At 41.5% G+C, this 25658-nt stretch carries 31 protein-coding genes; 7 read left to right on the plus strand and 24 right to left on the minus strand.

Going from position 1 to position 25658, the window contains the following annotated elements:
• The 5 genes from CARFE_RS0110920 to CARFE_RS15725 form a co-directional block, all read right to left on the minus strand.
• On the minus strand, positions 1 to 917 hold a 917-nt coding region (locus CARFE_RS0110920), incomplete at its 3' end, for a transposase (RefSeq protein ID WP_245570789.1).
• 83 nt (positions 918 to 1000) lie between these two features.
• Entirely contained in the window at positions 1001 to 2125 is a 1125-nt protein-coding gene (locus tag CARFE_RS15030; protein ID WP_051250291.1) for an NAD(P)/FAD-dependent oxidoreductase, read from the minus strand.
• Positions 2126 to 2288: 163 nt separating this feature from the next.
• On the minus strand, positions 2289 to 2621 hold the full coding sequence (locus tag CARFE_RS0110930; protein WP_011345463.1) for a rubredoxin-like domain-containing protein: 333 nt from the start codon (positions 2619 to 2621) through the stop codon (positions 2289 to 2291).
• Between the two features lie 173 nt (positions 2622 to 2794).
• Positions 2795 to 3316, minus strand: coding sequence for a rubrerythrin (rbr, locus tag CARFE_RS0110935; protein WP_028052789.1), 522 nt, complete (start codon positions 3314 to 3316; stop codon positions 2795 to 2797).
• A 244-nt stretch (positions 3317 to 3560) separates the two neighbouring features.
• Positions 3561 to 5066 (minus strand): DUF3794 and LysM peptidoglycan-binding domain-containing protein, encoded by a 1506-nt coding sequence (locus CARFE_RS15725; protein WP_051250292.1) that lies wholly within the window; start codon positions 5064 to 5066, stop codon positions 3561 to 3563.
• A gap of 121 nt (positions 5067 to 5187) precedes the next feature.
• Here CARFE_RS15725 and CARFE_RS0110950 point away from each other — a divergent pair, with 121 nt between their 5' ends.
• A complete protein-coding gene (locus CARFE_RS0110950; RefSeq protein WP_028052790.1) occupies positions 5188 to 5742 on the plus strand; it encodes a CAP domain-containing protein in 555 nt (184 codons plus the stop codon).
• A gap of 209 nt (positions 5743 to 5951) precedes the next feature.
• Here the strand turns inward: CARFE_RS0110950 and CARFE_RS0110960 are convergent, their stop codons facing one another.
• The gene (locus CARFE_RS0110960; protein WP_028052791.1) at positions 5952 to 6200 is read right to left on the minus strand and encodes a hypothetical protein; all 249 of its coding nucleotides are present in this window, start codon (positions 6198 to 6200) and stop codon (positions 5952 to 5954) included.
• A 102-nt stretch (positions 6201 to 6302) separates the two neighbouring features.
• Here CARFE_RS0110960 and CARFE_RS15040 point away from each other — a divergent pair, with 102 nt between their 5' ends.
• Positions 6303 to 6593, plus strand: coding sequence for a YbaB/EbfC family nucleoid-associated protein (locus CARFE_RS15040; RefSeq protein ID WP_034542074.1), 291 nt, complete (start codon positions 6303 to 6305; stop codon positions 6591 to 6593).
• Between the two features lie 52 nt (positions 6594 to 6645).
• Here CARFE_RS15040 and CARFE_RS0110970 read toward each other — a convergent pair whose 3' ends face one another.
• Entirely contained in the window at positions 6646 to 7050 is a 405-nt protein-coding gene (locus CARFE_RS0110970; RefSeq protein ID WP_011345470.1) for a ferritin family protein, read from the minus strand.
• A 521-nt stretch (positions 7051 to 7571) separates the two neighbouring features.
• On the opposite strand from CARFE_RS0110970, the gene CARFE_RS0110985 reads away from it, so the two are divergent.
• Positions 7572 to 7955 (plus strand): hypothetical protein, encoded by a 384-nt coding sequence (locus tag CARFE_RS0110985; RefSeq protein ID WP_011345471.1) that lies wholly within the window; start codon positions 7572 to 7574, stop codon positions 7953 to 7955.
• Between the two features lie 251 nt (positions 7956 to 8206).
• Positions 8207 to 8884 (plus strand): hypothetical protein, encoded by a 678-nt coding sequence (locus tag CARFE_RS0110995; RefSeq protein ID WP_011345473.1) that lies wholly within the window; start codon positions 8207 to 8209, stop codon positions 8882 to 8884.
• A gap of 35 nt (positions 8885 to 8919) precedes the next feature.
• Here CARFE_RS0110995 and CARFE_RS0111000 read toward each other — a convergent pair whose 3' ends face one another.
• From CARFE_RS0111000 to CARFE_RS0111020, 5 genes are all read right to left on the minus strand, one after another.
• Positions 8920 to 9786 carry a glycosyltransferase family 2 protein gene (locus CARFE_RS0111000; protein WP_028052792.1) on the minus strand — a complete coding sequence of 289 codons (867 nt, stop codon included), beginning with the start codon at positions 9784 to 9786 and terminating at the stop codon, positions 8920 to 8922.
• 58 nt (positions 9787 to 9844) lie between these two features.
• Positions 9845 to 10711, minus strand: coding sequence for a glycosyltransferase (locus CARFE_RS0111005; RefSeq protein ID WP_245570790.1), 867 nt, complete (start codon positions 10709 to 10711; stop codon positions 9845 to 9847).
• Positions 10712 to 10729: 18 nt separating this feature from the next.
• Entirely contained in the window at positions 10730 to 11017 is a 288-nt protein-coding gene (locus CARFE_RS0111010) for a hypothetical protein (RefSeq protein ID WP_028052794.1), read from the minus strand.
• A gap of 13 nt (positions 11018 to 11030) precedes the next feature.
• The gene (gene yabG / locus CARFE_RS0111015) at positions 11031 to 11873 is read right to left on the minus strand and encodes a sporulation peptidase YabG (RefSeq protein ID WP_028052795.1); all 843 of its coding nucleotides are present in this window, start codon (positions 11871 to 11873) and stop codon (positions 11031 to 11033) included.
• Between the two features lie 104 nt (positions 11874 to 11977).
• Positions 11978 to 12796: a DNRLRE domain-containing protein gene (locus CARFE_RS0111020; protein ID WP_028052796.1), complete on the minus strand. Its 819-nt coding sequence runs from the start codon at positions 12794 to 12796 to the stop codon at positions 11978 to 11980.
• A 123-nt stretch (positions 12797 to 12919) separates the two neighbouring features.
• Here CARFE_RS0111020 and CARFE_RS0111025 point away from each other — a divergent pair, with 123 nt between their 5' ends.
• Entirely contained in the window at positions 12920 to 13612 is a 693-nt protein-coding gene (locus CARFE_RS0111025; RefSeq protein WP_028052797.1) for a DUF6385 domain-containing protein, read from the plus strand.
• A gap of 51 nt (positions 13613 to 13663) precedes the next feature.
• On the opposite strand, the gene CARFE_RS0111030 is transcribed toward CARFE_RS0111025, so the two are convergent.
• The 6 genes from CARFE_RS0111030 to metG form a co-directional block, all read right to left on the minus strand.
• A complete protein-coding gene (locus CARFE_RS0111030; RefSeq protein WP_011345481.1) occupies positions 13664 to 14155 on the minus strand; it encodes a ribonuclease H-like YkuK family protein in 492 nt (163 codons plus the stop codon).
• 173 nt (positions 14156 to 14328) lie between these two features.
• Positions 14329 to 15201 (minus strand): 16S rRNA (adenine(1518)-N(6)/adenine(1519)-N(6))-dimethyltransferase RsmA, encoded by an 873-nt coding sequence (gene rsmA, locus CARFE_RS0111035; protein WP_034542075.1) that lies wholly within the window; start codon positions 15199 to 15201, stop codon positions 14329 to 14331.
• 176 nt (positions 15202 to 15377) lie between these two features.
• Entirely contained in the window at positions 15378 to 16385 is a 1008-nt protein-coding gene (locus CARFE_RS0111040) for a 3D domain-containing protein (RefSeq protein WP_051250293.1), read from the minus strand.
• Positions 16386 to 16690: 305 nt separating this feature from the next.
• Positions 16691 to 17215, minus strand: coding sequence for a cob(I)yrinic acid a,c-diamide adenosyltransferase (gene cobO / locus CARFE_RS0111045; RefSeq protein ID WP_028052800.1), 525 nt, complete (start codon positions 17213 to 17215; stop codon positions 16691 to 16693).
• A gap of 69 nt (positions 17216 to 17284) precedes the next feature.
• Positions 17285 to 18049, minus strand: coding sequence for a TatD family hydrolase (locus CARFE_RS0111050; RefSeq protein ID WP_028052801.1), 765 nt, complete (start codon positions 18047 to 18049; stop codon positions 17285 to 17287).
• Positions 18050 to 18075: 26 nt separating this feature from the next.
• A complete protein-coding gene (gene metG, locus CARFE_RS0111055) occupies positions 18076 to 20037 on the minus strand; it encodes a methionine--tRNA ligase (RefSeq protein WP_028052802.1) in 1962 nt (653 codons plus the stop codon).
• A 186-nt stretch (positions 20038 to 20223) separates the two neighbouring features.
• Here metG and CARFE_RS0111060 point away from each other — a divergent pair, with 186 nt between their 5' ends.
• Positions 20224 to 20481 (plus strand): AbrB/MazE/SpoVT family DNA-binding domain-containing protein, encoded by a 258-nt coding sequence (locus CARFE_RS0111060; RefSeq protein ID WP_456064305.1) that lies wholly within the window; start codon positions 20224 to 20226, stop codon positions 20479 to 20481.
• Here CARFE_RS0111060 and CARFE_RS0111065 read toward each other — a convergent pair.
• The 6 genes from CARFE_RS0111065 to scfA all read right to left on the minus strand — a co-directional run bounded on the left by CARFE_RS0111065 (position 20478) and on the right by scfA (position 25092).
• Positions 20478 to 21272, minus strand: coding sequence for a peptidase MA family metallohydrolase (locus CARFE_RS0111065; RefSeq protein ID WP_028052803.1), 795 nt, complete (start codon positions 21270 to 21272; stop codon positions 20478 to 20480). The genes CARFE_RS0111060 and CARFE_RS0111065 overlap by 4 nt on opposite strands.
• Before the next feature lie 81 nt (positions 21273 to 21353).
• Complete coding sequence (locus tag CARFE_RS15730) at positions 21354 to 21941, minus strand: tetratricopeptide repeat protein (protein WP_011345490.1); 588 nt, start codon at positions 21939 to 21941, stop codon at positions 21354 to 21356.
• Between the two features lie 201 nt (positions 21942 to 22142).
• Complete coding sequence (locus CARFE_RS15735; RefSeq protein ID WP_051250294.1) at positions 22143 to 22787, minus strand: M23 family metallopeptidase; 645 nt, start codon at positions 22785 to 22787, stop codon at positions 22143 to 22145.
• Between the two features lie 95 nt (positions 22788 to 22882).
• Positions 22883 to 23425: a hypothetical protein gene (locus tag CARFE_RS0111080; protein WP_028052804.1), complete on the minus strand. Its 543-nt coding sequence runs from the start codon at positions 23423 to 23425 to the stop codon at positions 22883 to 22885.
• 92 nt (positions 23426 to 23517) lie between these two features.
• Positions 23518 to 24894, minus strand: a complete 1377-nt coding sequence (gene scfB / locus CARFE_RS0111085) for a thioether cross-link-forming SCIFF peptide maturase (RefSeq protein ID WP_028052805.1) — start codon at positions 24892 to 24894, stop codon at positions 23518 to 23520.
• 66 nt (positions 24895 to 24960) lie between these two features.
• Positions 24961 to 25092 (minus strand): six-cysteine ranthipeptide SCIFF, encoded by a 132-nt coding sequence (gene scfA / locus CARFE_RS15995; protein WP_011345494.1) that lies wholly within the window; start codon positions 25090 to 25092, stop codon positions 24961 to 24963.
• 150 nt (positions 25093 to 25242) lie between these two features.
• On the opposite strand from scfA, the gene CARFE_RS0111095 reads away from it, so the two are divergent.
• The coding region (locus CARFE_RS0111095; protein WP_210432957.1) for a hypothetical protein at positions 25243 to 25658 on the plus strand (416 nt) is incomplete at its 3' end.

The raw sequence follows: 25658 nt of genomic DNA on the forward strand, positions 1-25658 counted from the left end.
CCCTTGTAATCTCCCCGGTAGCCTTTGTCTTTTATCGCTAACTTTTCTATTACGATGCCTTTGTTTTTCTCAAGGGCTAATTTTACAATTTCGTTGGCATATACCCATGCAAAGTAATCTCTTTTTTCTTTTCTCCCGTCCCAGAGATGTGGTGTAGGAATTTCCCCAAAGCTTTCTAAATTGCCGTTTTTCTTTATTTCAGCCCAGGCTATGTGTGATGGAAAAGCATTTAAGTCTATCCCGATAGCTCCATTGCTGAAATCTATTGCTGTATTTGGCAAGTCGTCTTCAAAAGAAATATAAGCATAGTATTTATTGTTTTTCCTCTGCAAACGAACGCTGTAAGGACAGGAATTTAGCATTGCTTCTGCAAACTTTCTCCATTTCTTATGAGAACTTTTAAACTGGACGAACAACCATTCTCTGCTGCCTGTATTTATCCTTAGAAAAAATTGGCCATTTTCTTCGATAACTCTTAAATTTAAGTTTCCCTGCTTGGTTTTATCCCCTCTGGAGAAAAGAGTTCCTTTGCGTTTATCTTCCCACTCTTTTTTGTACTTTTGCCTTTGCTTGCTGCTTAAATGCTTGCTTTTTAGTTTAAAAAACAGGTCTTTCCCGCCAAAGATAACCTTGCGTGAGTTTTCTCCAAGTTCTCTGATACTTTGCAAAACTTCTTTAGCTTCAAGAATAGCATCGTCTGCATATCTGGAATTCAATCCAAAGAGGCTTTGCAGTTCTTTCTTCAGTTCTTTTCGAGCTTTTCCTTCAAGCAACCGGTTATAAGCATATCTCTTACAGGAGTTCCACTTTCGCATTAAGTTATCTAAACCTTCTTTTTCTTCTATCTTCGGAAATAGCCGTGCCTGAATTGTTATGACTTGCTTCACGGCTTTCACCACACTTACGATTTTGTACAATTAAACTTTATCCCTTGCTGAGTAAGTATTATGGCACTATTCTGCATAGTTTGGCTTAACTGTTGCTGCCTCCCATAATATTTTTAGGAAAAAAGTTTTCTTACTTCATTTACAAGCTTTACATCACCTATTAAAAGCGCCCCTACAAGTTTTTCATCCTTGTAGTAATACTTAAGGAAGTTATCTCCCTGGTTTTCCCTGCGGGAAGTTACACCTTCACCCATAACCGTTCCTATACTGAAAACGGTTTTCCCAAAAACCTTTAAAACATTTTGAGGAGGAATAGGAGTATAAATTTTAGATGCTCCGGCAGCATTAGCCCCGGCAACTTTCCCCTGCTCCATTGCCACCGGCCAAATGCCCGGCATCTGCCCCTCAAACTCGGCTACATCACCGGCTGCATAAATGTTTTCCCGGGAAGTAGCCATATACTTGTCCACTATAATCCCCCGATTAATGCCTAAAGTTAGCATATTTGCTACTTCTAAGTAAGGCCGAACCCCCGTTGAAAATACCACAATATCCGTTGCTACTGAACTTCCATCCTTAAATACTACCTTTTCTACCTGTTCGATACCTTCAATCCGGTCTACGTCCCTTGCAAGATAAAGTTCTACCCCTGCCTCCCGGGCAGCTCTGGAAAGAATTTTGGAACCTTCTTCATCCACCTGGCGGGGTAATAAGCGGTCGTTATGTTCTACAACCCCTACCCGAACTCCCCTTTTGCCGAGATAATACGCCACTTCCAGTCCCAATACTCCCCCACCTATTACTACCGCTCTCCGGGCTTTTTCCGCACGGTCACGGATGGCCTTTAAGTCATCCAAATTCCTTAAGGTGTAAACACCGGGAAGGTCCCCACCGGGCACCGGAGGTTTAAAGGCATAGCTTCCCGTTGTTAGCACCAAACTGCTAAAGGGTATTACAGTCCCATCATGCAAAGTTAACTCCCGGGCTTCCAACCGGGCTCCGGTAACCTTTTTCCCCAGGATTACTTTGATCTTCCTTTCCTCATACCAGGAAGGAGGGTGAAGCAAAAGGCTTTCTTCCTTCAGCTCGCCACTTAAATATTCCGAAAGCTTTAGGCGGTAATAGGGATAGTATTTTTCAGCGGAAATAAGGGTAATTTCCGCAGTATCGCTAACCTCCCGGGCAGCGGCAGCTGCTGAAACCCCCGCAATCCCCCCGCCAACAATCACAATTTTCATCTTATCAACCTCACTTTGTTGTGGTCAGTGGTAGGTCGTCGGTGGTCAGTATGAATAAAGTGGTCGGTGGTCGGTCGTCGGTCGTCGGTGGTCGTATAATAATTTTTTCCTACCACCTACCACTAACCACCTATCACCTACTACTTACCACCTACCACCGTCCTTACCCCCATTTCTGCTTGGTCATGTGGGTAGCAAGCTCGGCTTTTATCATTTGCCGAAGCTCATAAGCGGCTTTCGTAGCCTTTTCAAAAATATCGACGCAACCAGGGTCTAACTTAATTTCCAGACCCCTTTGAGCAAGCTCAGCAACAATTGCCAAGTGTTTAGCAAGATTCATATGTATATCGTTGGTTTCCCGGGACTTTAAAACAAGTTGGGCTACATCCTCTTCCAGTTGATTGAATTTTTCCTTGGGCGCACCGCATTTTGGGCATTTATCCGGGGCATCAGCCCCATCCCAGATAAATCCGCATACCGAGCATTTAAAAAGCATTTGATATACCTCCTTTTAATTAAATTCATAAGACGGAACTTTTTAGAGTAAGAAATTAGATTTTGGAGGTTTGAATAAAATAGATTTAATGTTATATAAATTAGCTTTATAAGTTTTTCATTTTCTATCTTCCAATTTCCAACTTCTAATTTCCAAAAGGTCACTTACCACCATTAATAGTTTTCACTTAAAGGCATGTAGTAGCCTTTAGCGTGTTTACAAACCGGGCAGACTTCCGGTGGCTCCGTACCTTCAACGATAAAGCCACATTCACTGCATTGCCAGCGAATAGCCGTATCCCGTTTTAAAAGCTTCCCCTGAGTTACCATCTCCAAAAGCTTTTGGTAACGCTGGGCGTGAAACTTTTCGATAGTTGCCAGCCTCTCAAATAACTCGGCCGCCTCAATCTCTCCTTCTTCCCGGGCAATTTTAGCAAATTCCGGATACATATCGGCATACTCGTAAGTTTCGCCTTCCATGGCCGCTTTTAAGTTTGCTGCAGTATCCCCTAAAGCCCCTAAAAGCTTAAAAAGCTGTTCGGCATGCTCTTTTTCGTTTTGGGCAGTCTCTTCAAAAAACTTGGCAACCTCCACTAAACCTTCTTTTTTGGCCACCGCTGCAAAAAAAGTATACTTATTTCGCGCCTGACTCTCGCCGGCAAAAGCCGCCAGCAAATTATCCCTGGTTTTGCCCATTTCAAAAACCTCCTCAAGGGAAAATTTTGTTATTTTCATTATATTAGTCTCACGTCTAAAAATCAATGCACTTAATAATAATTATTATTTAAATACTGCAATTTCAGCAAATTTTTCTACATTTTTTTCATCTGCATAAATTTTTTATCTGCAAATAAAACTATAAATAAAGCGGGAAGAAATCCCAATCGTTTCGTTGAGGAAGCCCCTTAGGCGAAACCGGGATTTCCGCCCGCTTTAAAATTTATCCCAGCGGCGGGCCCGGGCTTACCGGCAGTAAGATAACATCACCGGGCATTAGCTTTTGCGGGTCTTTCCCAGGATTTAATTTTATAATTTCTTCCACCGGCACGCCGATTTTCTTGGCTATTTTATAAAAAGTATCACCGGGTTTTATTACGTACTCCATCGTTTCCGGAGGCATTCCCGCCACCTCTCCTACTTCCGTTACAACATCCTGGGATACGGTTTCCGTAACTTTTGCTCTTACCCGGACCACCACTTCAGCTTGAAGGGTGCAATGCTCGATCACTTTTACGTTGGCGTATTCCACCTTCGGCCAGGTATAAAGATTTTGGCCGGGTTTGGCTCCGGGAATGCTCACGGTAAGTTTAAAGGGTACGTTTATATCAAGATGGCGGATTTCCTCCGAGCCTTCCGGCAAATACATTACCCCAAGCATTGCTTCGCCCTGAATTTCGCTCTCTCCATCGGTTAAGCGCGAAGTTTTCACCACGGCTTTTTCCTGATGGATATGGAGGATTTTTACCTCCCCATCAAGTTTCCATTCTCTTTGAGCTGTAGTCTGGGCGGTATTTTCACCCACCACCCTTTCGGCTATAAGCTTTTTAGTGGTGTATTCGGCACCGGTGAGTCTGGTAACTACTCTTAATTGTTTTTCCATTAAAGCTTGAGCCAGAAGTTTTAGCTTTGCTTCAATTCTAAGCTCCCGATTGCCAATTTTTCCTGCTTTTATCTCTAAAATTTCACCGTTTACCTCGCCCATCATCCCTTCTTCGGCCAATGGCACTTCGATAAATTCAAATACGGGAATGGTAAAACGAACCGTATATTCGGGATCCTCATGGTGATAAGTGACTTTGGCTTCAATTTCTCCTTCCACCACCACTTTTCCGGCTAAAGCTCTCGCCGATTTAGCCCGAAACTCCCCGGTAATATTTAAAACACCATCAATATCCGGTTTATCTTTGGGAATTTTAACCCGGCTTTGATAGGATTTTTCCTTTTCTCCCATCCCAATTACTGCATCTACTTTAATTAAAGTCTTTTCGGGAAGTAAATTATCCGGTACGTCGGTTATCACCTCCAATACGGTGGTTTTTACCGCCCGCACCTTATTTTTAAGAGTTACTTCGACCGACAACTTTTCCCCCTCATCGGTTATATTTGCTTTAAAATTTATGACCTCCGAAGTTCCCTTCACCAGATCTCCTTTGCTTACTCCCGGTAAATCCAGTAAATCCTCAAAAGGTAGATTTTTTTCATAATGGAAAACTTCATCGTGCCGGTTTTGAGCGGAGTAGTATATATGAACGGTTACAACCCCGTTAATCCTTACTTTGCCATTTTCCACCATAGCCTTTTGAATTTTACTTTCAGCATAGGCTCTTATTATTTTCCCTATTGGCGGTAAGTAGTATGGTAGCTCTATCAAGCTCATTAACTTTAGCTCTTTTTCCGCTTCCCCCACGAAAATATTGACCTTTAACTGCTCTTTTAAAATATCCATTTTTTTCACCTCCTTCTTTTCTTAATTTATAGTATGATTTTGCGGCTCATGACGTTTTTCCAGAATTTTATGGATTAATTTAATCATTTTTATCTTTTATAATTAAGACAGGAGGGGTAACATGAAAAAATTTATCACGATTACCTTGCTTGCGCTTTTTCTTGTAGTAGCTACCCTTGTTCCCGTTTCCGCTTATACCTTGAATATTGTAATCGTACCAAAAAATACTCCTGCGGTAACTTCCGTGCCTTCTGCCTCGGTTGCCACCAATACTCAGGGAATAGTGCTGACCGCTGATGAAAAAAGATTCTTAGAGCTAACCAATCAGGCCCGAATAAAAAACGGGTTAAAGCCTTTAGCGGTCGATCCGCGCCTGGTGCAAACTGCCCGGCTCAAAGCTGAAGATATGGCCAAACTCGGTTACTTCGGCCATATCTCTCCCACTTACGGTAAACCTTCCACCATGATGATAGCTTATGGCATTAAAGATTACCGGTGGATTGGGGGGGAAAACTTAGCGCAAAACTCTACGGTAGACCGGGCTTTTAACGCTTTAATGAACAGCCCCACCCACCGGGCCAACATTTTAGACCCCCGCTACACTCATATCGGGGTAGCTTCGGTCCCCGGGGGCCGTTACGGCAAGCTCTGGGTCCAGCACTTTTGCGGCAAGTAATAATTTCGGGACAGTCCCTAAAATTATACTTTAACGGTAATTTTGGGGACTGTCCCTTTTTTTATACTTTAAAACCCGCCGGAGAGGCGGGCTTTAAAGTTAGTCTTCATTTAATACGAAGAGAACTAAAATGAACAGGAAGAAAAACATCCATTCGTTATTTCTCCAGCTCATCTTTCTCCCTCCTTTTGGTTTCTACCTTATAATATTCAATTAACTCCTTCGGGGTTACTGTCCGGCTTATACTCCAGGATTTCCCGTAGATTGGATATGGTAAAGCTTATCGTTGATAAAGTTTTCTTTACCGTATCCAGCGTAAAGCTTATTGATCTTATGTGTCTTTCCATATCTTCCGATAGGGCAATTAAAACAACAATGATTAAGAGGATTTTTAAGTTTTTATTCGTTACAAAATTAAACGATGCCTGTTCCGGCAGAGCATTTACCGCCTCCTCCATAACTTCACCCCCACTATTAAAATATGAATAAAGAAAAGCCGGGGTTCTTTTCCTCTTCTTTTGCATAATATGGTATTAAAGGGTAAACAGGAGGTGGAAAAATTGGATTTAGACAAACTTTTAGCTCAGGGGAAAAAGGAACTTTTAGCTAAAAAAATTGAAACGGTAAGCCCCGGCGGCGGAATTAAAGTAGTTTTAAACGGGCTTATGGAAGTTATGGAAATAAAAATAAGTCCGTCCCTCTTTAAAGAGGAAAAAGTGGAGTATTTAGAAAAGCTATTAAAAGAAACCTTTAATTTAGCAGCTAAAAGAGCTCAAAAAATAATAGCCGAAGAGGTAGAAAAAAATCTTTCTAACTCCCCGTTAAGCAATCTTTTTAATCTCTTTGGCTAAGCTAAAAAACCCTCTCAATTCCATTCCTGGAATCTGAGAGGGTCACATTTTTCTAAAGGGTATGGTAAAGGGCTTGAAATTTTTCCAGGTGTACTATTTCATCGTTTCTAATTTCATAAATTACCCGGTCAACTTTTTCTAAAGTGGAATAATTTATAATCTCTAAATAATCCCTGATTGCCGCTTCTTCCCCTTTAATTGCCTTTTGCACCGCCTCTTTAATATTGGTTACTTTTTCCGGCAAAACCCCGGTAATTACCGGGCTTTTACCCGTCAGATCCCGATATAAATCGGAAATTTTTACAATATGTTCCCGTTCATCGTGTCTTGCCTCAACAAAAGCTTCCCGCACCAAATAATCGTTAGTCGCTTTTAATACTTCCGTGTAAAAAAGCTCCGCCTCTTTCTCATCTTTTAAGGCCTTATCTAACATTTCCACAAGTTTATCCAAGTTCATATCTATCCCTTCTTCCCTAATTTTTATAAATAAAGCCCTCCAGGGAGGGCTTTAAAATAGGATTAATCTTCTATTCCAAATAGTAAGAGGATTAAAAGAAAGAATAATAAGAAGTTCATTGGCCTATGCTGATGTTCATGGTTGCCGTTGTAGCCCATACGGTGACCTCCTTTCATAGTAACTTTAACCAACTTTTATTCCTCCATACCAAAGAGCAGGAGGATGAGGATTAGGAAGAAGAAGAAATCCATTCTTTTCTTCATGAAGCCCATTACACTACCTCCTTTTCTGCAGTGGTACAAGTTTCATGTTCATCATCATGGTCATTTAGCCCAAAGATCAACAGGATGAGAATGAAAAACAAGAACCATTGGTTGCTTCCATTCATTGACATTAGCGTCCCTCCTTTTACTCTGTCTAATTTAACTTATGAATTTTAGGGCAATTAGGTTACTATGAGTTCTAAAATAATCTTTTAAAACATATGCTGTTAAAAGACACCGATAAGTTGAGGTGGTAAAATGGCAGAGGAAAAAGAAAGTAGAGGCTCTTTAATCGACACCTTGCTTTACCTTCTTGATCTTGAAAGTAAACGCGGAATTGATACTGATAAGGTTTTACTCACCATGCTTTTGCTGAATATTACCGCGGTAACAAATCTCGTTCTCCACCGGATCTCCCCGATAAGCTTTCAAGGAGCGGTTCCAGGCCCTATACCCCCCGGTGAGCTAACCAGCCTGCTTCCTCTTTTAACATCCCTGATGCAAAGCAAAGGTGGGAGTGGAGGTAATTTAAATCCCGCTCTAATGAGCCTTTTGACAAATTTTTTATCTCAAACTTCCGAACCCCCAAAAAAAGAACTCCCTCCGGAAAAGGAGGGGAAAAAGGAAGACCACCGAAAGTAGCAAATAAGCTGGTCTGGCGCATCTAACAGCAGTCTTCATCCAGTAAAACTAAGAAAAGCAAAAAGAGCAGGAAAGCGGCAGCACAGCGCCGGTGGTGGCGTTCGGTCATAAACCAGCACCTCCCTTTTCTTTCTTTGCTATAGAATATGAAAAAAATTTTTTAAAGGTTTCTTCACCGCACCCTTTTCAAAAAAACGTCATATTATACAATAGCACCGAACAAATAAAAGCTTTGGAAGGGAGGAAATTACATGCGCCAGGTTGAAGTAAACTGCTGTCCGGTGGTTATGGACGCGGTTACCGAGTCAGGAATAAAGTGCTTTCACAACACCCATATCCTGTGTAAAGACACCAACGGCAATTGCATTCCAATTGACGCATGTATTTTAAAAGCTATTGTTTATGATTTAAACATTATTTCCGTTCAACAGGTTAACGGCTGCATGAACATTAAAGGTACCTATAGGGTAAGGGTTCTTTACGAATTCGATAACCAGACCCAGGTAGGTACTGCCGACGAACAATTTGATTTTGATGTAAACATACCATTAGCTAAAACCGACTGCATCGTTGCCAAATGTGACTGCTGTGAAGAAGAATGTGCAACCGCTACTAAACTCCATGTAATTTTTGCCACCGTTGAAATGGATACCACCGGATCCTGTCAGGGGCAATGCACGGGCTCCCCTGTGGTGCGCATAAGAGTAATTGTGGAAAAAGAATTTATGGCGTTTAAGCACTGCAAAGCCGTGGTATGCTTACCTCTCTGCCCGCCCGAGTTCTGCGCCCCCGGCGAAGGACCTCCGGCAGGAGAATGCCCCGATTATGTGGAAACTACCGAATGCCCATCCTGGTGTCAGGATAACCCCGATTCTCCGTATAATGAATGCACATCCTGTCCGCCACCGCAAGTTACCGGAACCCCATAAAAAATTCCCCCCTCAATGCTGGGGGGATTTTTCTTTTAAAACACAATTTTAAATTTCTGAAAAAACCAGTCGTCAGCGTATTTTCTGGCCTTAAATAGTTCCTGCCTTCTTGTCCAGGGATAGGAAAATATTACTTCCCCGAGAGCTTCGGGAAAATCCGACCAGCGGCTATAAAGCTTTAAAATTTTTTTCACCCGTTCTTCGCTTAGATGGTTCAGGGCTAAAATAAAAAGATTTTTTAAAGCAGCTTTTCTGCTGGTAGGGTAAGGTTGACGCTCACGAAATAAATGATAAACAACAACCTCAGGCACTACCAAGAGGCGGTACCCCATAAGCCAGAGTCGCAGGGACAGCTCAGCATCTTCCCAGCCCCACCTCTCCATTAATCCTTCGAAACCCCCGACCTCAAAAAACACCTTGCTTTTTATCACCATAAGTCCCCCGGGTACTATAGGAATTTCAGCAACTTTCCCGGGATTGGCAAGCCAGGTCAGGCGAAACTCCGGCGAAATAGTCTGCCCGTAACCAATTCGCTCGGGCTCGGCCAGGGAGGCAATCGCCGGGCATATACCTCCGACATCTTTTTCCGCCAAAAATGCTTCTAAATGGTCCAACCAGAAAGTCTGATAGCTCATATGCGCATCGGAAAAGACTAAGTATTTGCCCGAAGCATATTTAGCTCCCAAGTTTTTGGCCCGGGCAAGACCAATACCTTCGGTTTTTATTAGTTTTATCTGGTTATATCTTGAATCTTTTTCAAGAAAAGCGGTGGAGTGATCGGTTGAACCATCATCTACTACAATTATTTCAAAGGGTTTCCCCACCCGGTTATGGGTTAAAGAAAAAATTGTATTCTTAAGATTTATACCTTCATTTTTCGAGGTTATTATGATCGAAAACATAAAAATACCCCCTTTTTTTAATTTATGAATCTTTGGGGGTAAAAGAACCTCCTAAATTTTAAAAATCAATTCCAAATCTTTTAAAATACCAGTCATCGTCCTTAACTCTTACTTTTAAATAATGTTCCCGTTGCTGCCAGAGCTTTTGCTCGTATGCTAAATCTTCGATTATTTTTGCTCCAAAGGGGAAACGGCCAACTTTGTTCAGTACCTTTACAATTCTTTGGGGTTTAAAATGCAAACAAGCAAGTCGTCCTAAATTAAACAAGACGTTTTCATTATATCCTTTATAAGTTTGCCCGCTGCGGAATAAATGAAAAACTTTTGTCCTGGGGGTAACCAGTAAATTAAACCCCATAAGCCAGGCCCGCAGCGAAAATTCACAATCATCGTACCCCCAGATTTTTAAACCTTCATCATATCCTCCAAGAGTAAAAAAATCACTTTTTTTAATTAACATAAATCCCCCCGGTAATACTGGAACATTTTCTATCGAGTTTGTCGTATAACTTCGCCAGCAGGGTAAAAGTTCATTATTAAAGGTAAGCCCCATCCCAACCCGTTGGGGTTCTAATAAGGAAACTACTAAAGGGGATAAAATAGTTTTTTCTTGAAGGTCTTCCAGCATCTTTTCCAACCAGAAATCTTCAACCAAAATATGAGCATCGGAAAAAATAAGAACATCTCCTCGTGCCTTATTTGCCCCTACATTTTTGGCCTTAGTTACACCTGAACGCGGTAATTTTATTAGGTCAACATTTTTATACCGACTGGAGTTTAAAAAAACTGTACTCTGGTCTGTAGAACCATCATCGATAACTATAATTTCAAAAGGTATACCGGTCTTTGCCGCAAGAAAACTTTCAACAGTTTTTCGTAACCATTGCCCTTCATTATAGGAAATAATAATTATTGAGGCTAGCACCAATAGTTAGCCCTCCCATCATTCTCTTAAAGTTATTCCCAGTTTTTTTAGGAGAGTTTTAATTTCTAAACTTTTTGGGCCATTAATGGTTATTTCATTTCCATACTTTTTCATTAGAATTAAAAATTCATGCCAGAGCTTATGCTCCTCCATGGTTAAAATCGAAAGTGTACCATCATTAAAACCCAAAACTTTACCTTCTGCCAATCCTCTTTCGTAACCAGCTTCAAAACCTTCGGCAAAACCTTCGGTATACCCGAGTTTTTTCCCTTCAAAAAATCCTTTTTCAAATTTATCGCTATTCATGCAAATTTACCTCCTAAATCATCGGAAAACCAAGCCTTAATTTTCCGCGAGTATCTACTCCGCCAATGCCTTTGGCACCGGTAATGGTATTTGTAACTACCTCTCTTACGGTTAAAGGATCATAAATTGACGAATAAGCTATTTTTTCCGCAACAAAAACCGGATCATAAGCATGAATTAAAACTCTTTCCGGGGAACTTGCAAAATTTGCACCTGCTTCTAAGAGGGCTTCAAAATACGATTGACAAGCACCGGCAAAAATAACAAGGTTATCTTTATCTCGATCTATTTTTTGTCTTAAAATTTTAACTGCTTCAATAAAGTAGCGAGAATTCCGATAACTATTTAAATCATGGAAGTCGGCCTTATTTTTTATAAGGGCATCATGTCCTGTTAAAACTATAATGTCCGGTAAATGTTTGAAATAAAGTTCTTCAACAAGACGGGGCTGGTCTTTTTCCGCCACTACATAACCATACGCCGGGATATTTAATTCTTTATAAGTGTTTAAGCACATTTCCAGATATTCCGGGTCACCATCTAAATGGAGGACAGCTCCTGGCCTTTTAAAGTACTGTTCGCCCCGGTTTCCCCGCATGTAATATCTAAGATTTCTTTCTTTATGAATGCATTCTTTTTTTTCGCGCACTAGCGCTACAACCCGATTAAGATATCTTTGATAATCGGCGGTGTTAATTTTCACTAAATCAGATAAAGGAGCATCCGCCCATAAACGGACATCTATTCCTTTTAAATGGGCTATATCTACATTATGTTTTTTATAAATCTCTATTACACGAAAGTAAACATCCATTCCATAAGACTTCCTTGCAACTATATCGCCCACTGAAATCATTAATTTAACCTCCTTTACTCTTTTTTATTAAAATATTCAATCTTAAAAATATTGGTGAAATTAATTACCCTTACACTTTTTTATGGGTTAATTAAAAAGAAATTTTAAAAACTTCGTCCTTGAAAATAAATTTTAAACTTAGAACCTCGATAAGCCACCCGGGCATATCGGGTAATCACGTTGGGAATTAAGATTAAGATTTGCCCTGGTAATACCAGTTTTACTTCGCTATCCCTTACCCAGGAAATACCATCAGCGCCAACTTCCAAAACAACCTCTCCGGGGGTATTTCCGATATTTTCAATAATAAAGCTATAATTTAAAGTTAAAACATCTATCGCAGGAAGAAAATTCCAATTTATTCCGGACTCAACAATAAATTTTTGGTCGATTTTATTATTTAAATTTCGAATATAATGTATTGTGAGCTTTGGCCAGTAATCGGAATAGCCTTCCTCCCGGCTTTTAAATCCAATTAAATTATTCTGGATCTCATTGGCCATCCGTAAAAGCACTCCAAAATTGGCACTATCCCCAATTAGCCAATTTCTTACCAGGTTTGTAACGTTAAAATCAATAAAGGTGTTTACTTCGCCGGTAATAATAGCCTCGCCTTCCTCAGGTAGAGCAACGAAAGGTTGGTTGTTCCAGTTAAGAAATTTTTCATCCCAGGAAGAAATCACCCGAAAGAGTTTTAAAGATTTGCTAGTTACCGGGGACGAATTAAAAAAAAGATATAAAGACAAAGTTGCTGACCTTATCTCATAACCTTCAAGACCGGTCAGGTCAAAGAGGAGGTATGAACGGTAGACTTTATTATAAGCCTTTCCCACAAGTAGCTCTTTTTGCCAAAAGGTAGAACCGTATAAATAAGGGTAAACTACGTACGTATCACTTCTTGGTGGTTTTATAGTTTTGATCATTTTTCATTCCCCCTCTACTTTAATTTATTCAAATTGCCTTTCATTGGTTTAGTAACCAACTGCTGTTTTTTTTCATACGATAAATCAGAATACCCGAATCTTAGTAAAAGGAGGTCCTTTTATATGCCCAACTTTAAAATTCTGCAGGATCAACCGGAAAAGCTAAAAAACCAAACTTACGGCTTTGACGGTACCACCGTGCGACCCCTTAAAACTGATAATACGGGGCGGCCGGATATCAGACCTTTAACAAATTCCACCGATAGTATCTTAGTTTACGGCAATGATGGTACTGCCAACCAGGTCCTTAAAACCAATAGTTCCGGTCACATAGCCGTTTACACCGATGGTGCCACCGCTTTAAACATTACCGCTACTGACTTTGATATCAGAAATCTTTCCAACACCCAAGACAACATCCTTATTTACGGTTACGACGGCACCCAGAATCGGGCCATTAAAACCGATGCTAGCGGAAACCTTTTGTCCGCAACAATCCGCTCTTTTACCGAGTACAGCGAAACCGCAACCACCACTGATACCTACACCGGCTCTACCGCCCAGGACGTATCAACCATAGCGACCTACACTATGTTTGTGAAAAATACCGGCACCACCAATTCAGCTACCGTAAAGCTCCAGATAAGCCCCAACAACACTGACTGGTTAGATGACTCGGCTGAAGTAACCTTAAATCCCGGAGATTTTACGGCATTTACAGCAAACCTTTTCTTACGTTATGTAAGAGTAGCATATAAGTCCACCACTACCGGTAGTCCAACCGACCTTGCAATAGTCCTCCAGGGGCAATCCTAAAAAAAGCCCTCTTGCAAACGCTGCAAGAGGGCTTTTTGCGAAAGTAACTTATTATTTTGTATACTTATCAGCCACCGAGGTTGCTCCATACGCTTCGGGCTTTATTTTAGGAGTAAAGCCGGAACCCAAGACCATCCCCACTACCTCTTTAATGAGCTCCCGGGTTTCGCCACTATTTCCCACATCGATATGGATTTCCACGGGCAGCTCCGCCCGGCCGTGTTCGGAAAAGTAATGGGCCACCTGGCTTCCCACTTCCAGGCTTAAGGCCGTTTCAAAAAAAATTTTCTGCCTGAGGCTTACCACATGCCGCTCGCTTTTTTTCTTGTAGTAGTAGCGAGCCCCTTTACCGATCCGGTGAACGACAATAGCCGTTACAAACACCGTTTCGTTGTTTTTTGCCTGGGAATCGGAGCCAATGATTATTTTATACGATGAAGTAGGAAGGCCGGCAATATATTCTTCAATATCTTCCATCACCCGGGAAAAACTCATAATTCCTTTAGTCGGGCTTATAAAATAATCTTCTTTTTTTCGCGCCATGTATATCCCTTCTTAATGGTGGTCGGTGGTATGTGGTAGGTCGTAATTAAAAAAAGTGACCACTACTTTTATAGGGCAGCTTTAGCTGCCAATTATTTTATGTCGACAGAAGTCGACCCTACTATAACGATGGTGGGTGATATGTGGTCGGTCGTCAGTTTACCGGCCACATATCACTTACCATCTGCCACTAATTGGCTTAGACGATAGAAACTTTCAGGGGGTATTTGTTCAGCCCGTAAGTCGGGTTTAATCCCTACTTTTAAAAGTACTTCCTCCACATAATTCCGCTTTAAATTTAAAGCCCCGGATAAAGATTTGGCAATGGTTTTCCGCCGGGTAGCAAACGCCGCTCGCACTACCTGGAAAAATCTTAGCCGTTCTTCGGAGGTAAGAGAATTTTCTTTTAAAGTAAATCTTACCACCGCCGACTCCACTTCCGGCGGAGGGAAAAAGACCGTCCGCGGTACTTTTAATACGATTTTCGGCTCCGAAAAGTACTGGCAGACCACCGATAAACTTCCGTAGATTTTACTCCCCGGTTTTGCCGTTATCCTTTCCGCAACTTCCTTTTGCATCATTAAGGTCATGGAACTTACCCTGTAGCCTTCCTCAAACACCTTAAAAATTAAGGGACTGGTAGCGTAATAAGGCAAATTGGCCACAATTAAGTAGGGTTTCCCCTCAAAACCAAATTCACCGCCGGTTTGTTCCGCCATCACCCGGTCAAAATTAATCTCCCGGGCATCGGCATTTACCACCACTATATTCCCCAGGTCTCCGGTGGTTTCCGCCAGTACCGGCAGAAGCTTTTTGTCTATTTCAATCGCCACTACGTACTTAGCTGCTTGGGCTAACAGCCGCGTAAGCACCCCGGCACCGGGCCCGATTTCCAATACCGCATCGTCTTTAGTAATTTCTGCTTTCTCCACTATTTTAGCTAAAATCCCAAAATCCGTCAAAAAATGCTGTCCTAACCCGTGGGACAGGGTAAGGTTATGTCTTGCTAAAATTTCTTTTAAAGTAGTTGGCGACCAGAGATTCATGGCATACTCCTTTATACGTTTTTATACGTTTTTAATTTCCAATCTCTAATTTCCAACTTCAAACCTCGAAATTGGTCTACGATAATGGTGGTCAGTCGTCAGTCGTCGGTATCAACGACCAACCACGTACCACCTACTACCTTTTATTATAAACAAAAAAAGGCAGTTTCCTGCCTTTATTCTAACACATATACGCGAGTATACCTTCGACCCCAGCTAATCGCTTCTCCGTAAGTATCAAAGAAGAGGTCAATCCTTGCTCCGCGAATAGCACTACCGGTATCCAAAGCAGTACCGTAACCGTAACCATCGATATAAAGCCTGGTCCCGTAGGGTATAACGTCCGGGTCCACCGCCACCACTCCCCGGTGGGGATAAACACCGGTAGCAGTCCGGTAACCGGTATGGGTATAAGCAGTGGCCACTACATCAATTACCCGGGAAAATCTTATAATTCTTCCACCCCGGGAAACGGTATTTTTGGTTCCAACCAATATTACTTCATCCACCGGTTTTTTTACCACTTCCTGCTTAATAACTTCTCTTTTCACTACTTTACCATCATAGTAAGTAATTTTATAGTAGGTGCGGGCAAGACCCGTCTTCCCTTTGGTTAAAACTTTTGTCCGGCCTTTAAAAAGACTGTTTGAAGGCCTTTTAATTGTCCGGTAGGCAAGAACTACCTCCTCTGTTTTTTCTTCCACCTTAACCCGAATTATTTTTACTTCGGTATTTAACCCAACTAATTCCGCAGGAGAAGGCTCCACGATGTCCTGAGAATTTACGGTAATTCCGGCTTCTTTAATGGCATCGGCAATGGTTTTGGCAACCGTCAAGATTTCAATTTCCCGGCCATCTACTTTTATTTTTACCGGCTTCGCCCGGTTAATAACAATCTTTGTTCCTTCTTTTAACTTTGCGGTTAAGGGCATATTAATGGTATCCTTCAGCCCTAAGGTCCGCTTGGTTTCGGTTAAAAGTTCCTCTACAGTTGCTGCCTTTGTTTTTAAAACCACCGTTTTTCCGTCATCAACAATGGTAACTTCCTTAACAAGATAAAAATAATAACTAACACTTAAAGCCAAGATTAAAATTAGCCCCAACGCCAACCACAGAACTCCGGTTTTTTTGCGGTACCGGGGTAAAGCTAGGGCTTTAACATCGGGTATATACCAATCTTTCATCGATTCACCACCTTATGTTAGAAGAGGTTGGAAATTTAGCACCCCTTTTAAATTATTCTTCTAACTGCCAATTAATTCCTGCTTTTGCAGGCAAAAAACCTTACTACATTATATGCCATTCTTTTCGGTTTTACAACCAACTATCTACTCCCGTACAGGAAAGTATGAAGAAGTATTACAATGTTAAAAAGAGTTTCTTCAGGATTTTTAAAAATACAATTTACATAGACGCCATTTTTCTCCAAAAACGCCGATTTAAAAAAATACTAACCCCTAAACCGCCAACAGGGGTTTAGGGGTTAGTTTTAAAACTCTATTCCTTTTTGGGCAGGAATACCTTTTTGGTAGGGATGCTTTATTTCCCGAATTTCCGATACTAAATCGGCAGCTTCAATTATCCGCTCCGAAGCATTCCTTCCCGTCAAAACAAGGTGCAGTTTTTCCGGTTTAATTTTTATTAAATCCAATACCTGTTCTTCATCTACAAGGCCGTAGCCAACGGAGTAAATAATTTCATCAAGGATAATCATATCCCAGTTTCCCGATAGAATCTCTTTTTTTGCTTCCTCCAAAGCTTCCTGGGCAGCTCTACGATGCTCGTCAAATTTTTCTTCGGATAAAAAGCCTTCGCCCATCTGGCGCATCACAAAGCGTTCCCCTAAAGCTTCGGCAGCTTTTAATTCTCCGTATTTCCAGCCACCTTTAATAAACTGTAAAACTAAAATCCGCATTCCCTGACCCCAGGCCCTTAGAGCCATCCCTAAAGCCGAGGTGGTCTTCCCCTTACCGTTTCCGGTAAAGACCAGGACAAGCCCCTTTTCCTTCCCCATGTACCATCCATCCCCCCAAATTAGAAGTTAGAAGTTAGAAGTCAGAAGTTGGAAGTTAGAATAAAAACATTATAAATTAAATAACTTTGAAGTGTTTTCGGTTAAAGCCTGGAAGGCTTCTTCTTTGGCTATGCCTTTAATCCGGGCAATTTCTTCGGCCACCAATGTTACCAGCCCCGGCTCGTTTCTCCTTCCCCGAAAGGGTTCCGGAGTAAGGTAAGGGCAATCGGTTTCCACCAGTAGATACTCTAAAGGTACTTTTTTAGCCACTTCTTTACCTTTGACGTTGTTTTTAAAGGTAAGCGGCCCCGCTAAGGAAATGTAAAAGTTAAGCTCTTTAATATACCTTAAAGCAAGCTCTGCCGAACCGGAAAAGCAATGTATCACCCCCGGAAGCCCAAGAGCGTGTTCCTTTAAGGTATCAAACACCTCCTGGTGAGCATCCCGGTCGTGAATTATTACTGGCTTTCCTTTTTCCCGGGCAAGTTTTAGCTGGCGGATAAAAGCTTCCCGCTGGACCTCGCGGGGAGATAAGTCCCGGTAAAAGTCAAGGCCTATTTCCCCTAAAGCCACTACCCGGGGGTGGTCTAAAAGCTGTTCTAAACGGCTAAAAACCCGATCATTTAGGGCTTTAGCATCATGGGGATGAATTCCAACAGCAGCATAAATTTCCGGATATTTTTCCGAAAGCCTAACCGCTTCTTCCGAAGTAGGAAGATCATAGCCTACGGTAATAATTTTTTCCACCCCGTTTTGCCGGGCACGCTTTATAACCTCTTCCACATCGTCTTTAAATTTCTGGTCGTTTAAGTGAGCATGGCTGTCAATGAGCATAAGCCTTCCTTCTCCTGTTTTTTAATTTATTTTACCTTACTCCCCGGGGGGATTTGGTCATCAACAAATAGTACCTGGAGATTGCCATTACCGGATGCTGCCAAAACCATCCCCTGGGATTCAATACCCCGAAGCTTTGCCGGTTTTAGGTTGGCAACAATCACTAACTGTTTTCCTACCAGGGCTTCCGGTTCATAGTACTGGGCAATACCTGCCACAATCGTTCTCTCTTCGTCCCCGAGAGTAACTTTAAGCTTTAAAAGCTTATCGGTCTTGGGTACCCGTTCAGCCTCAAGAACCCTGGCTACCCTTAAATCAATTTGGGAGAATTCGTCTATGGTAATGAGAGATTTTTCTTCCCCTTGTTCGGTCACGGTCTTTTCCTCCTTTTTGTCGGTAGCAGCCGTTCCTGCATTAATAGTGGTCAGTAGTTGGTCGTCGGTAGTCTTTAATAAAATTTCAGGATCGAGGCGGGGGAATAAAGGCTCGCCTTTTTTGGTTTTTACTCCTGCCGGAAGTCGTCCCCAGTTGGAAAGCGACTCCCAGGTAAAGAGGGATTCGTCGTTAACTCCAAGCTGGGCGGAAACTTTAGCAGGGAAGTTGGGCATTACCGGTTTTAAAAGAACGGTAATAAACCGGTAGCCTTCCAACACTACGTAAAGAACCGTTTTAAGCCGCTCAATTTTGCCTTCTTTGTTTAAACTCCAGGGGGCTACTTCGTCAATATACTTATTAAGCCGGGTTACCAGTCGCCAGATATTAGCAAGAGCTCCGGCAAGGTCAAATTTATCCATTAATTTTTCAGTCTCCACCGGTAAAGCTAAAGCCAGTTCGATTACTTCCCGATCAATTTCCTCATATTCAGAAGGAAGGGGTATCTCTCCTCCAAGGAACTTTTCTAACATGGACAGCGTACGATTTAAAAGATTACCCAGGTCATTGGCCAAATCAACATTTATCCGGTTGATTAACGCTTCTTCGGAATACACCGCATCAAGCCCCAGAGGCATTTCCCGCACTAAAAAGTAACGGACCGCATCCACTCCGTATTTTTCTATTAATTTCACCGGGTCCACAACATTTCCTTTGGACTTGGACATTTTACCCCCTTCCAAAACAAACCAACCGTGCCCCACTACTTTTTTGGGAAGCTCAACCCCTAAAGCAAGAAGAATTATTGGCCAAATAACGGTGTGGAAACGCACGATGTCTTTCCCAACTAAATGAACGTCCGCCGGCCAGTATTTTTGGAAAAGATGGTCATCATCGGTGCCGTAACCTAAAGCAGAAATGTAGTTGGTAAGGGCATCCACCCAAACATATACCACATGCTTTTTATCAAACGGCACAGGTATTCCCCAGTTAAAAGTGGTCCGGGAGACGCATAAGTCTTCTAACCCCTGCTTTATAAAATTTATCATTTCGTTACGCCGGGATTCGGGAACTATAAACTCCGGATTTTCTTCAATGTGCTTTAAAAGCCGGTCGGCATACTTGGACATCTTAAAAAAGTAGCTTTCTTCCCGGGTCCACTCTACCGGGCGCCCGCAGTCCGGACACTTGCCGTCAATCAGTTTGCCCTCGGTCCAAAAAGCTTCGCAGGGCGTGCAGTACCATCCTTCATAGGCCGACTTATAGATATCTCCCTGGTCGTAGAGCTTTTGAAAAATCGCCTGTACCACTTTTTTGTGCCGCTCTTCGGTGGTACGGATAAAGTCGTCATAGCTTATATCTAAAAGCTTCCATAAATGTTTAAAACTATCGACGATGGGGTCAACGTATTCTTTGGGAGAAAGTCCCTGGCTTTTAGCTTTTCTTTCAATTTTCTGGCCGTGTTCGTCGGACCCGGTTAAGAACCAGACATCATAACCGGTCATCCGTTTAAAGCGAGCCATCGTATCCGCTGCCACGGTAGTATACGCATGGCCGATATGTAAATTATCGCTGGGATAATAAATCGGTGTGGTTATATAAAAGCTTTTGCCCATTTAAAACACGCCTCCTGCCTTACCGGTACTTTTTGGTGATATCGTACCAAACTTAAAATTAACCGTCAACTGCTAAGAATTTTTTAAAAAAAATTGGACAAACCTTATTGACTATTAGAGTTAACTTTGGTAATATTTAGTTGAAAAAATTTTGTCGAAAATTGCAATAATAAAGGAGGAGAATTCATAATGAAATCTACCGGAATAGTCAGAAAAGTAGACGAGCTGGGCCGGGTAGTAATCCCCATTGAGCTGAGAAGAACTTTGGGCATCGAAGAAAAGGATGCTCTGGAAATTTACGTAGACAACGAAAAAATTATTCTCAAAAAGTATGAACCGGCTTGCATTTTCTGCGGTAACGCTGCAAACGTCCATCACTACAAAGGAAAGCTCATTTGCACCGATTGTTTAAAGGCTTTATCCGAAGAAGCAAAAGCTATTTAAAAAGCGGAAGTTAACGCTTCCGCTTTTACTTTTTCTTTCTGGTACCAGTTTAAAAACTTAGAAAAAATCTCTTTTTCCTCTTGACCGTAAACTTTTAGAAAAGCTTTTGCTTCCCCGCTTCGTTTTGTCTCCTCAAGAAAACGTAGTAGACCTTCCCGGCCTTTTTTTGCTTCCAAAAACTTAACAAAATAATAACTCTGGCGATAAGCTGCATACTGGTTCTCTTCACTATCAAGATTTTTTTCCAGTTCCTTAATACTATAAAAGACTTCCTCCTCATCCCCCCAAAATGCCGGTGCTTCACCAAAGGCTACTTCCGCCCACTGGGCAACTCCCTCGTGTAAATAGCGGGAAAGTTTGCCCCCGGTTTTAATGTCGATTAAAAGGTGGGATATCTCATGGGCTAAAGCCTGGCTTTCCCAATCGTTTGCAAGATAAATAACCCCTTCCCAATAGTACCCCTGGGAGGGCAGGGCAAACAAGCCATAAGAATTAAGATTATTAGAAGTTAATACAATTACCGCCCGGTTTTTAGCTTGATAGGAAAAATATTTTTTCTCTTTAGAAAAAAGGTTATTTACTCTGGGTAAAAAACCCCGGGGAAGAGGGTTTTTACTTAGTACCGTTACCTCTCTGTAGTTATAAACTTTATACCCGAGTAACTTAAAGCTAAAAACTGTAAAGCTCTGTTTTAACGAATGTTTTGTTGCAAAAGGCATCTGGCTTAAAAAGAGTAACACAAGTAACAATAACCCAATTATTCTTTTTCGGTCAAAAAATAAAGCCCGCATGGGGATCTCCTCCTCTATGGGGCCTTTTTACCTGATTATAAAATATTTTAAATTTTAATTATAGTTTAAAATTCTGGTAATTTATTTTTTGTTAAGATTTTTTTCAAACTCTTCTATGATTTTTTTCGCATTTTGAGCATCTGCGGAAGTAGGATCCGATAACGCTATAGCCTTTTCCAGTTCAGCAATTCCCTCTTTGTATTTTTGTTTACCGTAACCCAGGAAAATACCATAATTAAAATGAGCTTTAACGTGATTTGGGTCAATTTTTAAGGCATCTTCCACCTGTTTTATCGCATCATCCACCTGGCCCAGGTAAAAAAGCGCAATAGCCCGGTCCACCATTACCGGAACGTTCGTGCTATTGAGCTCTAAAATTTTCCCAAAATAATACGCAGCTTTTAAGTAACCTTCGGGAGTACTTTTATCAAAGAGGGTGACGGCCAGTTGATACATTTTATTAACATCAGTAGGGTTTGCCAGGACTTCCGCCTCTAAAGCAATCGCCGGGTCTATTACCTGGTTATTTTGGTTTTGATTAATATTTGAGCTATTACCAATAGTCCAGGCAACGGAAGAGGCTATCAGACCCAAACCAAGAACCACCGCAACGGTCCATAAAATTATTTTTTGCTGCCGCTTTTTAGCTCTTAATTGCAAAATACTCATATTATCTCCCCTTGCTTTGGCTTTTTACTTATATAATTCTTTTTTCTTTTCGTTAATCCTGCAAGAAAAGTTAAAATCTTAACAAAGATATAAATTAAGCCGGCAGGAGCCGGCCATAATTGTGGTCAGTGGTTAGTGGTAAGTCGTCGGTAATTAAGAAATAAAAAACTATAACAGCCGGCTACTGCCGGCCCATCGTTCTTAGGGTAAATATTTTAACGGATTTACTGGATTACCATTTATTAGTATTTCAAAATGCAGGTGAGAACCAGTAGAACGGCCGGTGCTACCAATTAACCCAATTATGTCTCCCGCTTCTACTCTTTGGCCTTCGCGAACCAAAATTTTCGATAGGTGGCCGTACCTGGTTTTATAAGGCCCGGCATGGTCCAAGACAATAAGCTTACCATAACCATCTTCCCAGCCGGCAAAAGTTACAACACCATCCCGCGAAGCCCTTACCGGATCCCCGGTAGAGCCATCAATATCAATGCCTTCATGTATCCTACCCCAGCGCTCGCCAAAGGGGGAGTTAATTCCCCCCCGGGCAGGCCAAATAAATCTAACACCTTCATCCCGGGAAGCTATTAACCGCAATTTACGGGAAGCTTTTTTGGGGTTTTGAACATCGGCTTTGGATTTTCGAACGGAAGTCTTGGTTTTCAAGGTATTTTCTTTAGCTTTAGTTACCAAAGTAAGCTTTGGGTCTATACTGGCCAACAACGCAGTGGAAAAACTATTTACTTTGGCTATCTCTCTATTTTCTTCAAAACTTTGTCCCAGGATAAATAAGCTAATTGTTATGATAAGTGCTGGCAAAAGTAAGCCTTTTCTTAAAAACTTCATTTATAACCTCCACTTGCCAAGAATCTTTTAATATTTTACCAAAAATTTTCGACTATGTCCAAGCAAAAAATGTAAAAGGCAGGGAAAACCCTGCCCTAAACACTTGATAAAACAAATTGTTTATGAAGAGCGGTATAAATTGCTACTACCTCCAGCGGTTGAAAATCTTTCAAGCAACTTACGGTTTTTGGAAGTTCGATCACCACAAAGCCTTTTAATAAAGTGACTGGCGGAAGAGTTTTTCCAGCAAGGAGATTATTTACAATATCGCTACAATCGATTTCCAGTGCAGCGTTGGGAAGTAATGTTTCTGTTATTTTATCCCCAATTATTGGATAATTGTGTGCTCCTTCCGGTAGTGCGATTACCGCCTTTTTAGTAAAGGTGACTGTATGATCGGTCAGGTTTATTACATTGATCGCCGTGGCATAATTTGCAGGCTTTAAAGGTGGCTCTTCACCCGGTGGCAATGTTGCCTCTGGAGGTTCTGAAGGGTTTGGAATAAAGCCGCAAATAAATTTTACCGGGTAAACTAAAATTTTCCGGCCGTTTAATAGCTGTTCTCGGGGTTTAATATATTCCACATCCAGGGAAAGTCCTGCACCAACTGAAATTGGGAGGGGATTTGAAATAACCAACTTTACTACCTCCTTTTTAAAAGAATTTAGTCTCACCTACTATTAAGTTATGAAATCAGCTCCAAAAAGGTTAAAGCCCCATTTCTGGGGCTTTAAATAAGACCTTCTTTTTTCAAGGTAAGATATAAAGCTATTTCTACCCTTTTTCGCATCATTTCACAGGAAGTTTTATAGGGCTTTAGAACGTCCCCGGTCATATTCAAATTATTGGCGTGACAGCCGCCGCTGCAGTAATACCGGGCCCAGCAGGAAGCACATTCGGTTTTATTATAGATATGAGCATTTTTAAAGGTTTCTGGAATATCCTGACGAATTATACCTTCCTCCACATTACCCATGCGGTATTCATCTTTACCCACGAACTGGTGACAGGGATAAATATCTCCTTCCGGTGAAACGGCAACATACTCAAAACCGGCACCGCAGCCGGAAAGCCGCTTATGAAGGCACGGACCTTCATAGGGATTTAAATTAAAGTGGAAAAACTCTACGTTTTTTCCTTCCTGCCAGAGCTTATAAAGATATTCTCCAAGTTCATCGTATTGCGCCTTTAAAACAGGTAAAAGTTCTTCTCTTAAGGCAAGGTGGGAAGAATCCGGTAATACCACCGGTTCTAACGAAATGGACTTAAATCCTTCCCGGACTAAAGCCTTAAAATCTTCTGCAAAATCAGGGTTTTGAGCAGTAAAAGTACCCCGAATATAATAAGGGCGTTCTCCCCACTTTTCCAGGAAATTTTTAATGTTGGTAAGAACCATCTGGTACGATGCTTTCCCCCCGGGCAAAGGTCGCATCCGATCGTGAACTTCTTCCCGGCCATCTAAGCTTAAAACAATTCCCATGTCGTGCTCCGCTAAAAACTCCCGGACTTCATCGGTAAGGAGGAGAGCATTGGTGGTAAGGGTAAAGCTAATATTTTTACCAAAAGCTTTAGCTTTATCTTTGCCGTATAAAACGGTAGCCTTAACCACTTCCCAGTTTAAAAGCGGCTCGCCCCCAAAAAAGTCCACCTCAAGGTTTTTCCGGTGCCCACTGTTTTCAATTAAAAAATCAATGGCTTTTTGAGCAATCGTCAGGGGCATAAGCCCCCGTTCATGCCCGTAACTCCCGGTACCAGCAAAACAGTAGCGACAGCGCATGTTGCAGTCATGGGCAATGTTTAAACACATCGCTTTTATTTCTGTTTTCGGAGGCTTATAATGTTCTTTAAACTTATCCTCGGAAAAAAGCTGGCCTTCGGCAATCAAGGTTTTTATTTCCTCCAATGCTTCCATCACTTCGGCAGGTGAATAACGTCCTTCTAATTTTGGTAAAACCTTTTCTAAGGTAAGATCTTCTAATGGAGCTTTCCCCTGGTAGCCGTCATATTCTTTTAATATTTCGTAAGTAATTTCATCTAAAACATGAATTCCCCCGGAAAATTCGTCTACAGCAATATTTACTCCTTTATAGCGGTAAATGTGCATCATAGACCCTTCCTTTTTTTATTTAAATAAAAAAATTAACCTAACCCAAAGGATTAGGTTAATCTTAGGTTAGTTCTTGCATACCTGATTTCCCACCGTGCAGGAAGTTTTGCAAGCCGACTGGCAGGATGCCTGGCAGTTGCCGCAACCTTTACCTTCAAAATGACCAAGGCTCCCTTTTAAAGATTTAATATGCTTCATTTTAAAACCCCCTTTGCCAAACTTTCCTTGATTATTATAGCTTAAATACTTTTGTAGCGTCAAATTTTTATTTTTCTACAATATTTCTATTTTAAGTAAGTTTACTTTTATGATAGAATTCTTGTAAAGATCATATTAAAGGGTGGTATTATGTCTTCTAAACCTTTTGAGCATTTAGAAAATATGATGACCGAGCTTATCCGTGTCGTTGGTCGCACCAATGCTTCCTTAGAAGAATTCAAAAGTGATATGCAGGAATTTCGCAACGAGGTACGAGAAGATATAAAAAACTTAAAAGAAGGACAAGCTGAGCTTTTTTCCAAAGTTTCTTCCCTTGAGGAAGGGCAAACCCAGCTCTTTAATAAGGTATCTACTCTCGAAGAAGGACAAGCCCAGCTTTTCTCGGAAGTCGCTTCCCTTAAAGAAGGGCAAGCCCAGCTCTTCTCGGAAGTCGCTTCCCTTAAAGAAGGGCAGGCCCAGCTCTTCTCGAAAGTTTCTTCCCTGGAAGAAGGACAGGCCCAGCTCTTCTCGAAAGTTTCTTCCCTGGAAGAAGGACAGGCCCAGCT

Source organism: Carboxydothermus ferrireducens DSM 11255, from assembly GCF_000427565.1.
Classification (GTDB): Bacteria; Bacillota; Z-2901; order Carboxydothermales; family Carboxydothermaceae; genus Carboxydothermus; species Carboxydothermus hydrogenoformans.

Excerpts from the sequence above, each read along its gene's own strand:
- CARFE_RS0111040 (WP_051250293.1), bottom strand. The coding sequence starts at position 16,385 with ATGAAAGATTGGTATATACCCGATGTTAAAGCCCTAGCTTTACCCCGG.
- scfA (WP_011345494.1), bottom strand. The coding sequence starts at position 25,092 with ATGAAGCATATTAAATCTTTAAAAGGGAGCCTTGGTCATTTTGAAGGT.
- CARFE_RS0110985 (WP_011345471.1), top strand. The coding sequence starts at position 7,572 with ATGGCAGAGGAAAAAGAAAGTAGAGGCTCTTTAATCGACACCTTGCTT.
- CARFE_RS0111065 (WP_028052803.1), bottom strand. The coding sequence starts at position 21,272 with ATGCGGGCTTTATTTTTTGACCGAAAAAGAATAATTGGGTTATTGTTA.
- CARFE_RS0110930 (WP_011345463.1), bottom strand. The coding sequence starts at position 2,621 with ATGCTTTTTAAATGCTCGGTATGCGGATTTATCTGGGATGGGGCTGAT.
- cobO (WP_028052800.1), bottom strand. The coding sequence starts at position 17,215 with ATGGGGAAGGAAAAGGGGCTTGTCCTGGTCTTTACCGGAAACGGTAAG.
- CARFE_RS0110950 (WP_028052790.1), top strand. The coding sequence starts at position 5,188 with ATGAAAAAATTTATCACGATTACCTTGCTTGCGCTTTTTCTTGTAGTA.
- CARFE_RS0110970 (WP_011345470.1), bottom strand. The coding sequence starts at position 7,050 with ATGAACTTGGATAAACTTGTGGAAATGTTAGATAAGGCCTTAAAAGAT.
- CARFE_RS0111050 (WP_028052801.1), bottom strand. The coding sequence starts at position 18,049 with ATGCTCATTGACAGCCATGCTCACTTAAACGACCAGAAATTTAAAGAC.
- CARFE_RS0110995 (WP_011345473.1), top strand. The coding sequence starts at position 8,207 with ATGCGCCAGGTTGAAGTAAACTGCTGTCCGGTGGTTATGGACGCGGTT.
- rsmA (WP_034542075.1), bottom strand. The coding sequence starts at position 15,201 with ATGAATCTCTGGTCGCCAACTACTTTAAAAGAAATTTTAGCAAGACAT.
- CARFE_RS0111025 (WP_028052797.1), top strand. The coding sequence starts at position 12,920 with ATGCCCAACTTTAAAATTCTGCAGGATCAACCGGAAAAGCTAAAAAAC.
- CARFE_RS15735 (WP_051250294.1), bottom strand. The coding sequence starts at position 22,787 with ATGAAGTTTTTAAGAAAAGGCTTACTTTTGCCAGCACTTATCATAACA.
- CARFE_RS0110960 (WP_028052791.1), bottom strand. The coding sequence starts at position 6,200 with ATGGAGGAGGCGGTAAATGCTCTGCCGGAACAGGCATCGTTTAATTTT.
- CARFE_RS0111030 (WP_011345481.1), bottom strand. The coding sequence starts at position 14,155 with ATGGCGCGAAAAAAAGAAGATTATTTTATAAGCCCGACTAAAGGAATT.
- rbr (WP_028052789.1), bottom strand. The coding sequence starts at position 3,316 with ATGGGCAAAACCAGGGATAATTTGCTGGCGGCTTTTGCCGGCGAGAGT.
- CARFE_RS15030 (WP_051250291.1), bottom strand. The coding sequence starts at position 2,125 with ATGAAAATTGTGATTGTTGGCGGGGGGATTGCGGGGGTTTCAGCAGCT.
- CARFE_RS0111010 (WP_028052794.1), bottom strand. The coding sequence starts at position 11,017 with ATGAATAGCGATAAATTTGAAAAAGGATTTTTTGAAGGGAAAAAACTC.
- yabG (WP_028052795.1), bottom strand. The coding sequence starts at position 11,873 with ATGATTTCAGTGGGCGATATAGTTGCAAGGAAGTCTTATGGAATGGAT.
- metG (WP_028052802.1), bottom strand. The coding sequence starts at position 20,037 with ATGGGCAAAAGCTTTTATATAACCACACCGATTTATTATCCCAGCGAT.
- CARFE_RS15725 (WP_051250292.1), bottom strand. The coding sequence starts at position 5,066 with ATGGATATTTTAAAAGAGCAGTTAAAGGTCAATATTTTCGTGGGGGAA.
- scfB (WP_028052805.1), bottom strand. The coding sequence starts at position 24,894 with ATGATGCACATTTACCGCTATAAAGGAGTAAATATTGCTGTAGACGAA.
- CARFE_RS0111000 (WP_028052792.1), bottom strand. The coding sequence starts at position 9,786 with ATGTTTTCGATCATAATAACCTCGAAAAATGAAGGTATAAATCTTAAG.
- CARFE_RS0111020 (WP_028052796.1), bottom strand. The coding sequence starts at position 12,796 with ATGATCAAAACTATAAAACCACCAAGAAGTGATACGTACGTAGTTTAC.
- CARFE_RS15730 (WP_011345490.1), bottom strand. The coding sequence starts at position 21,941 with ATGAGTATTTTGCAATTAAGAGCTAAAAAGCGGCAGCAAAAAATAATT.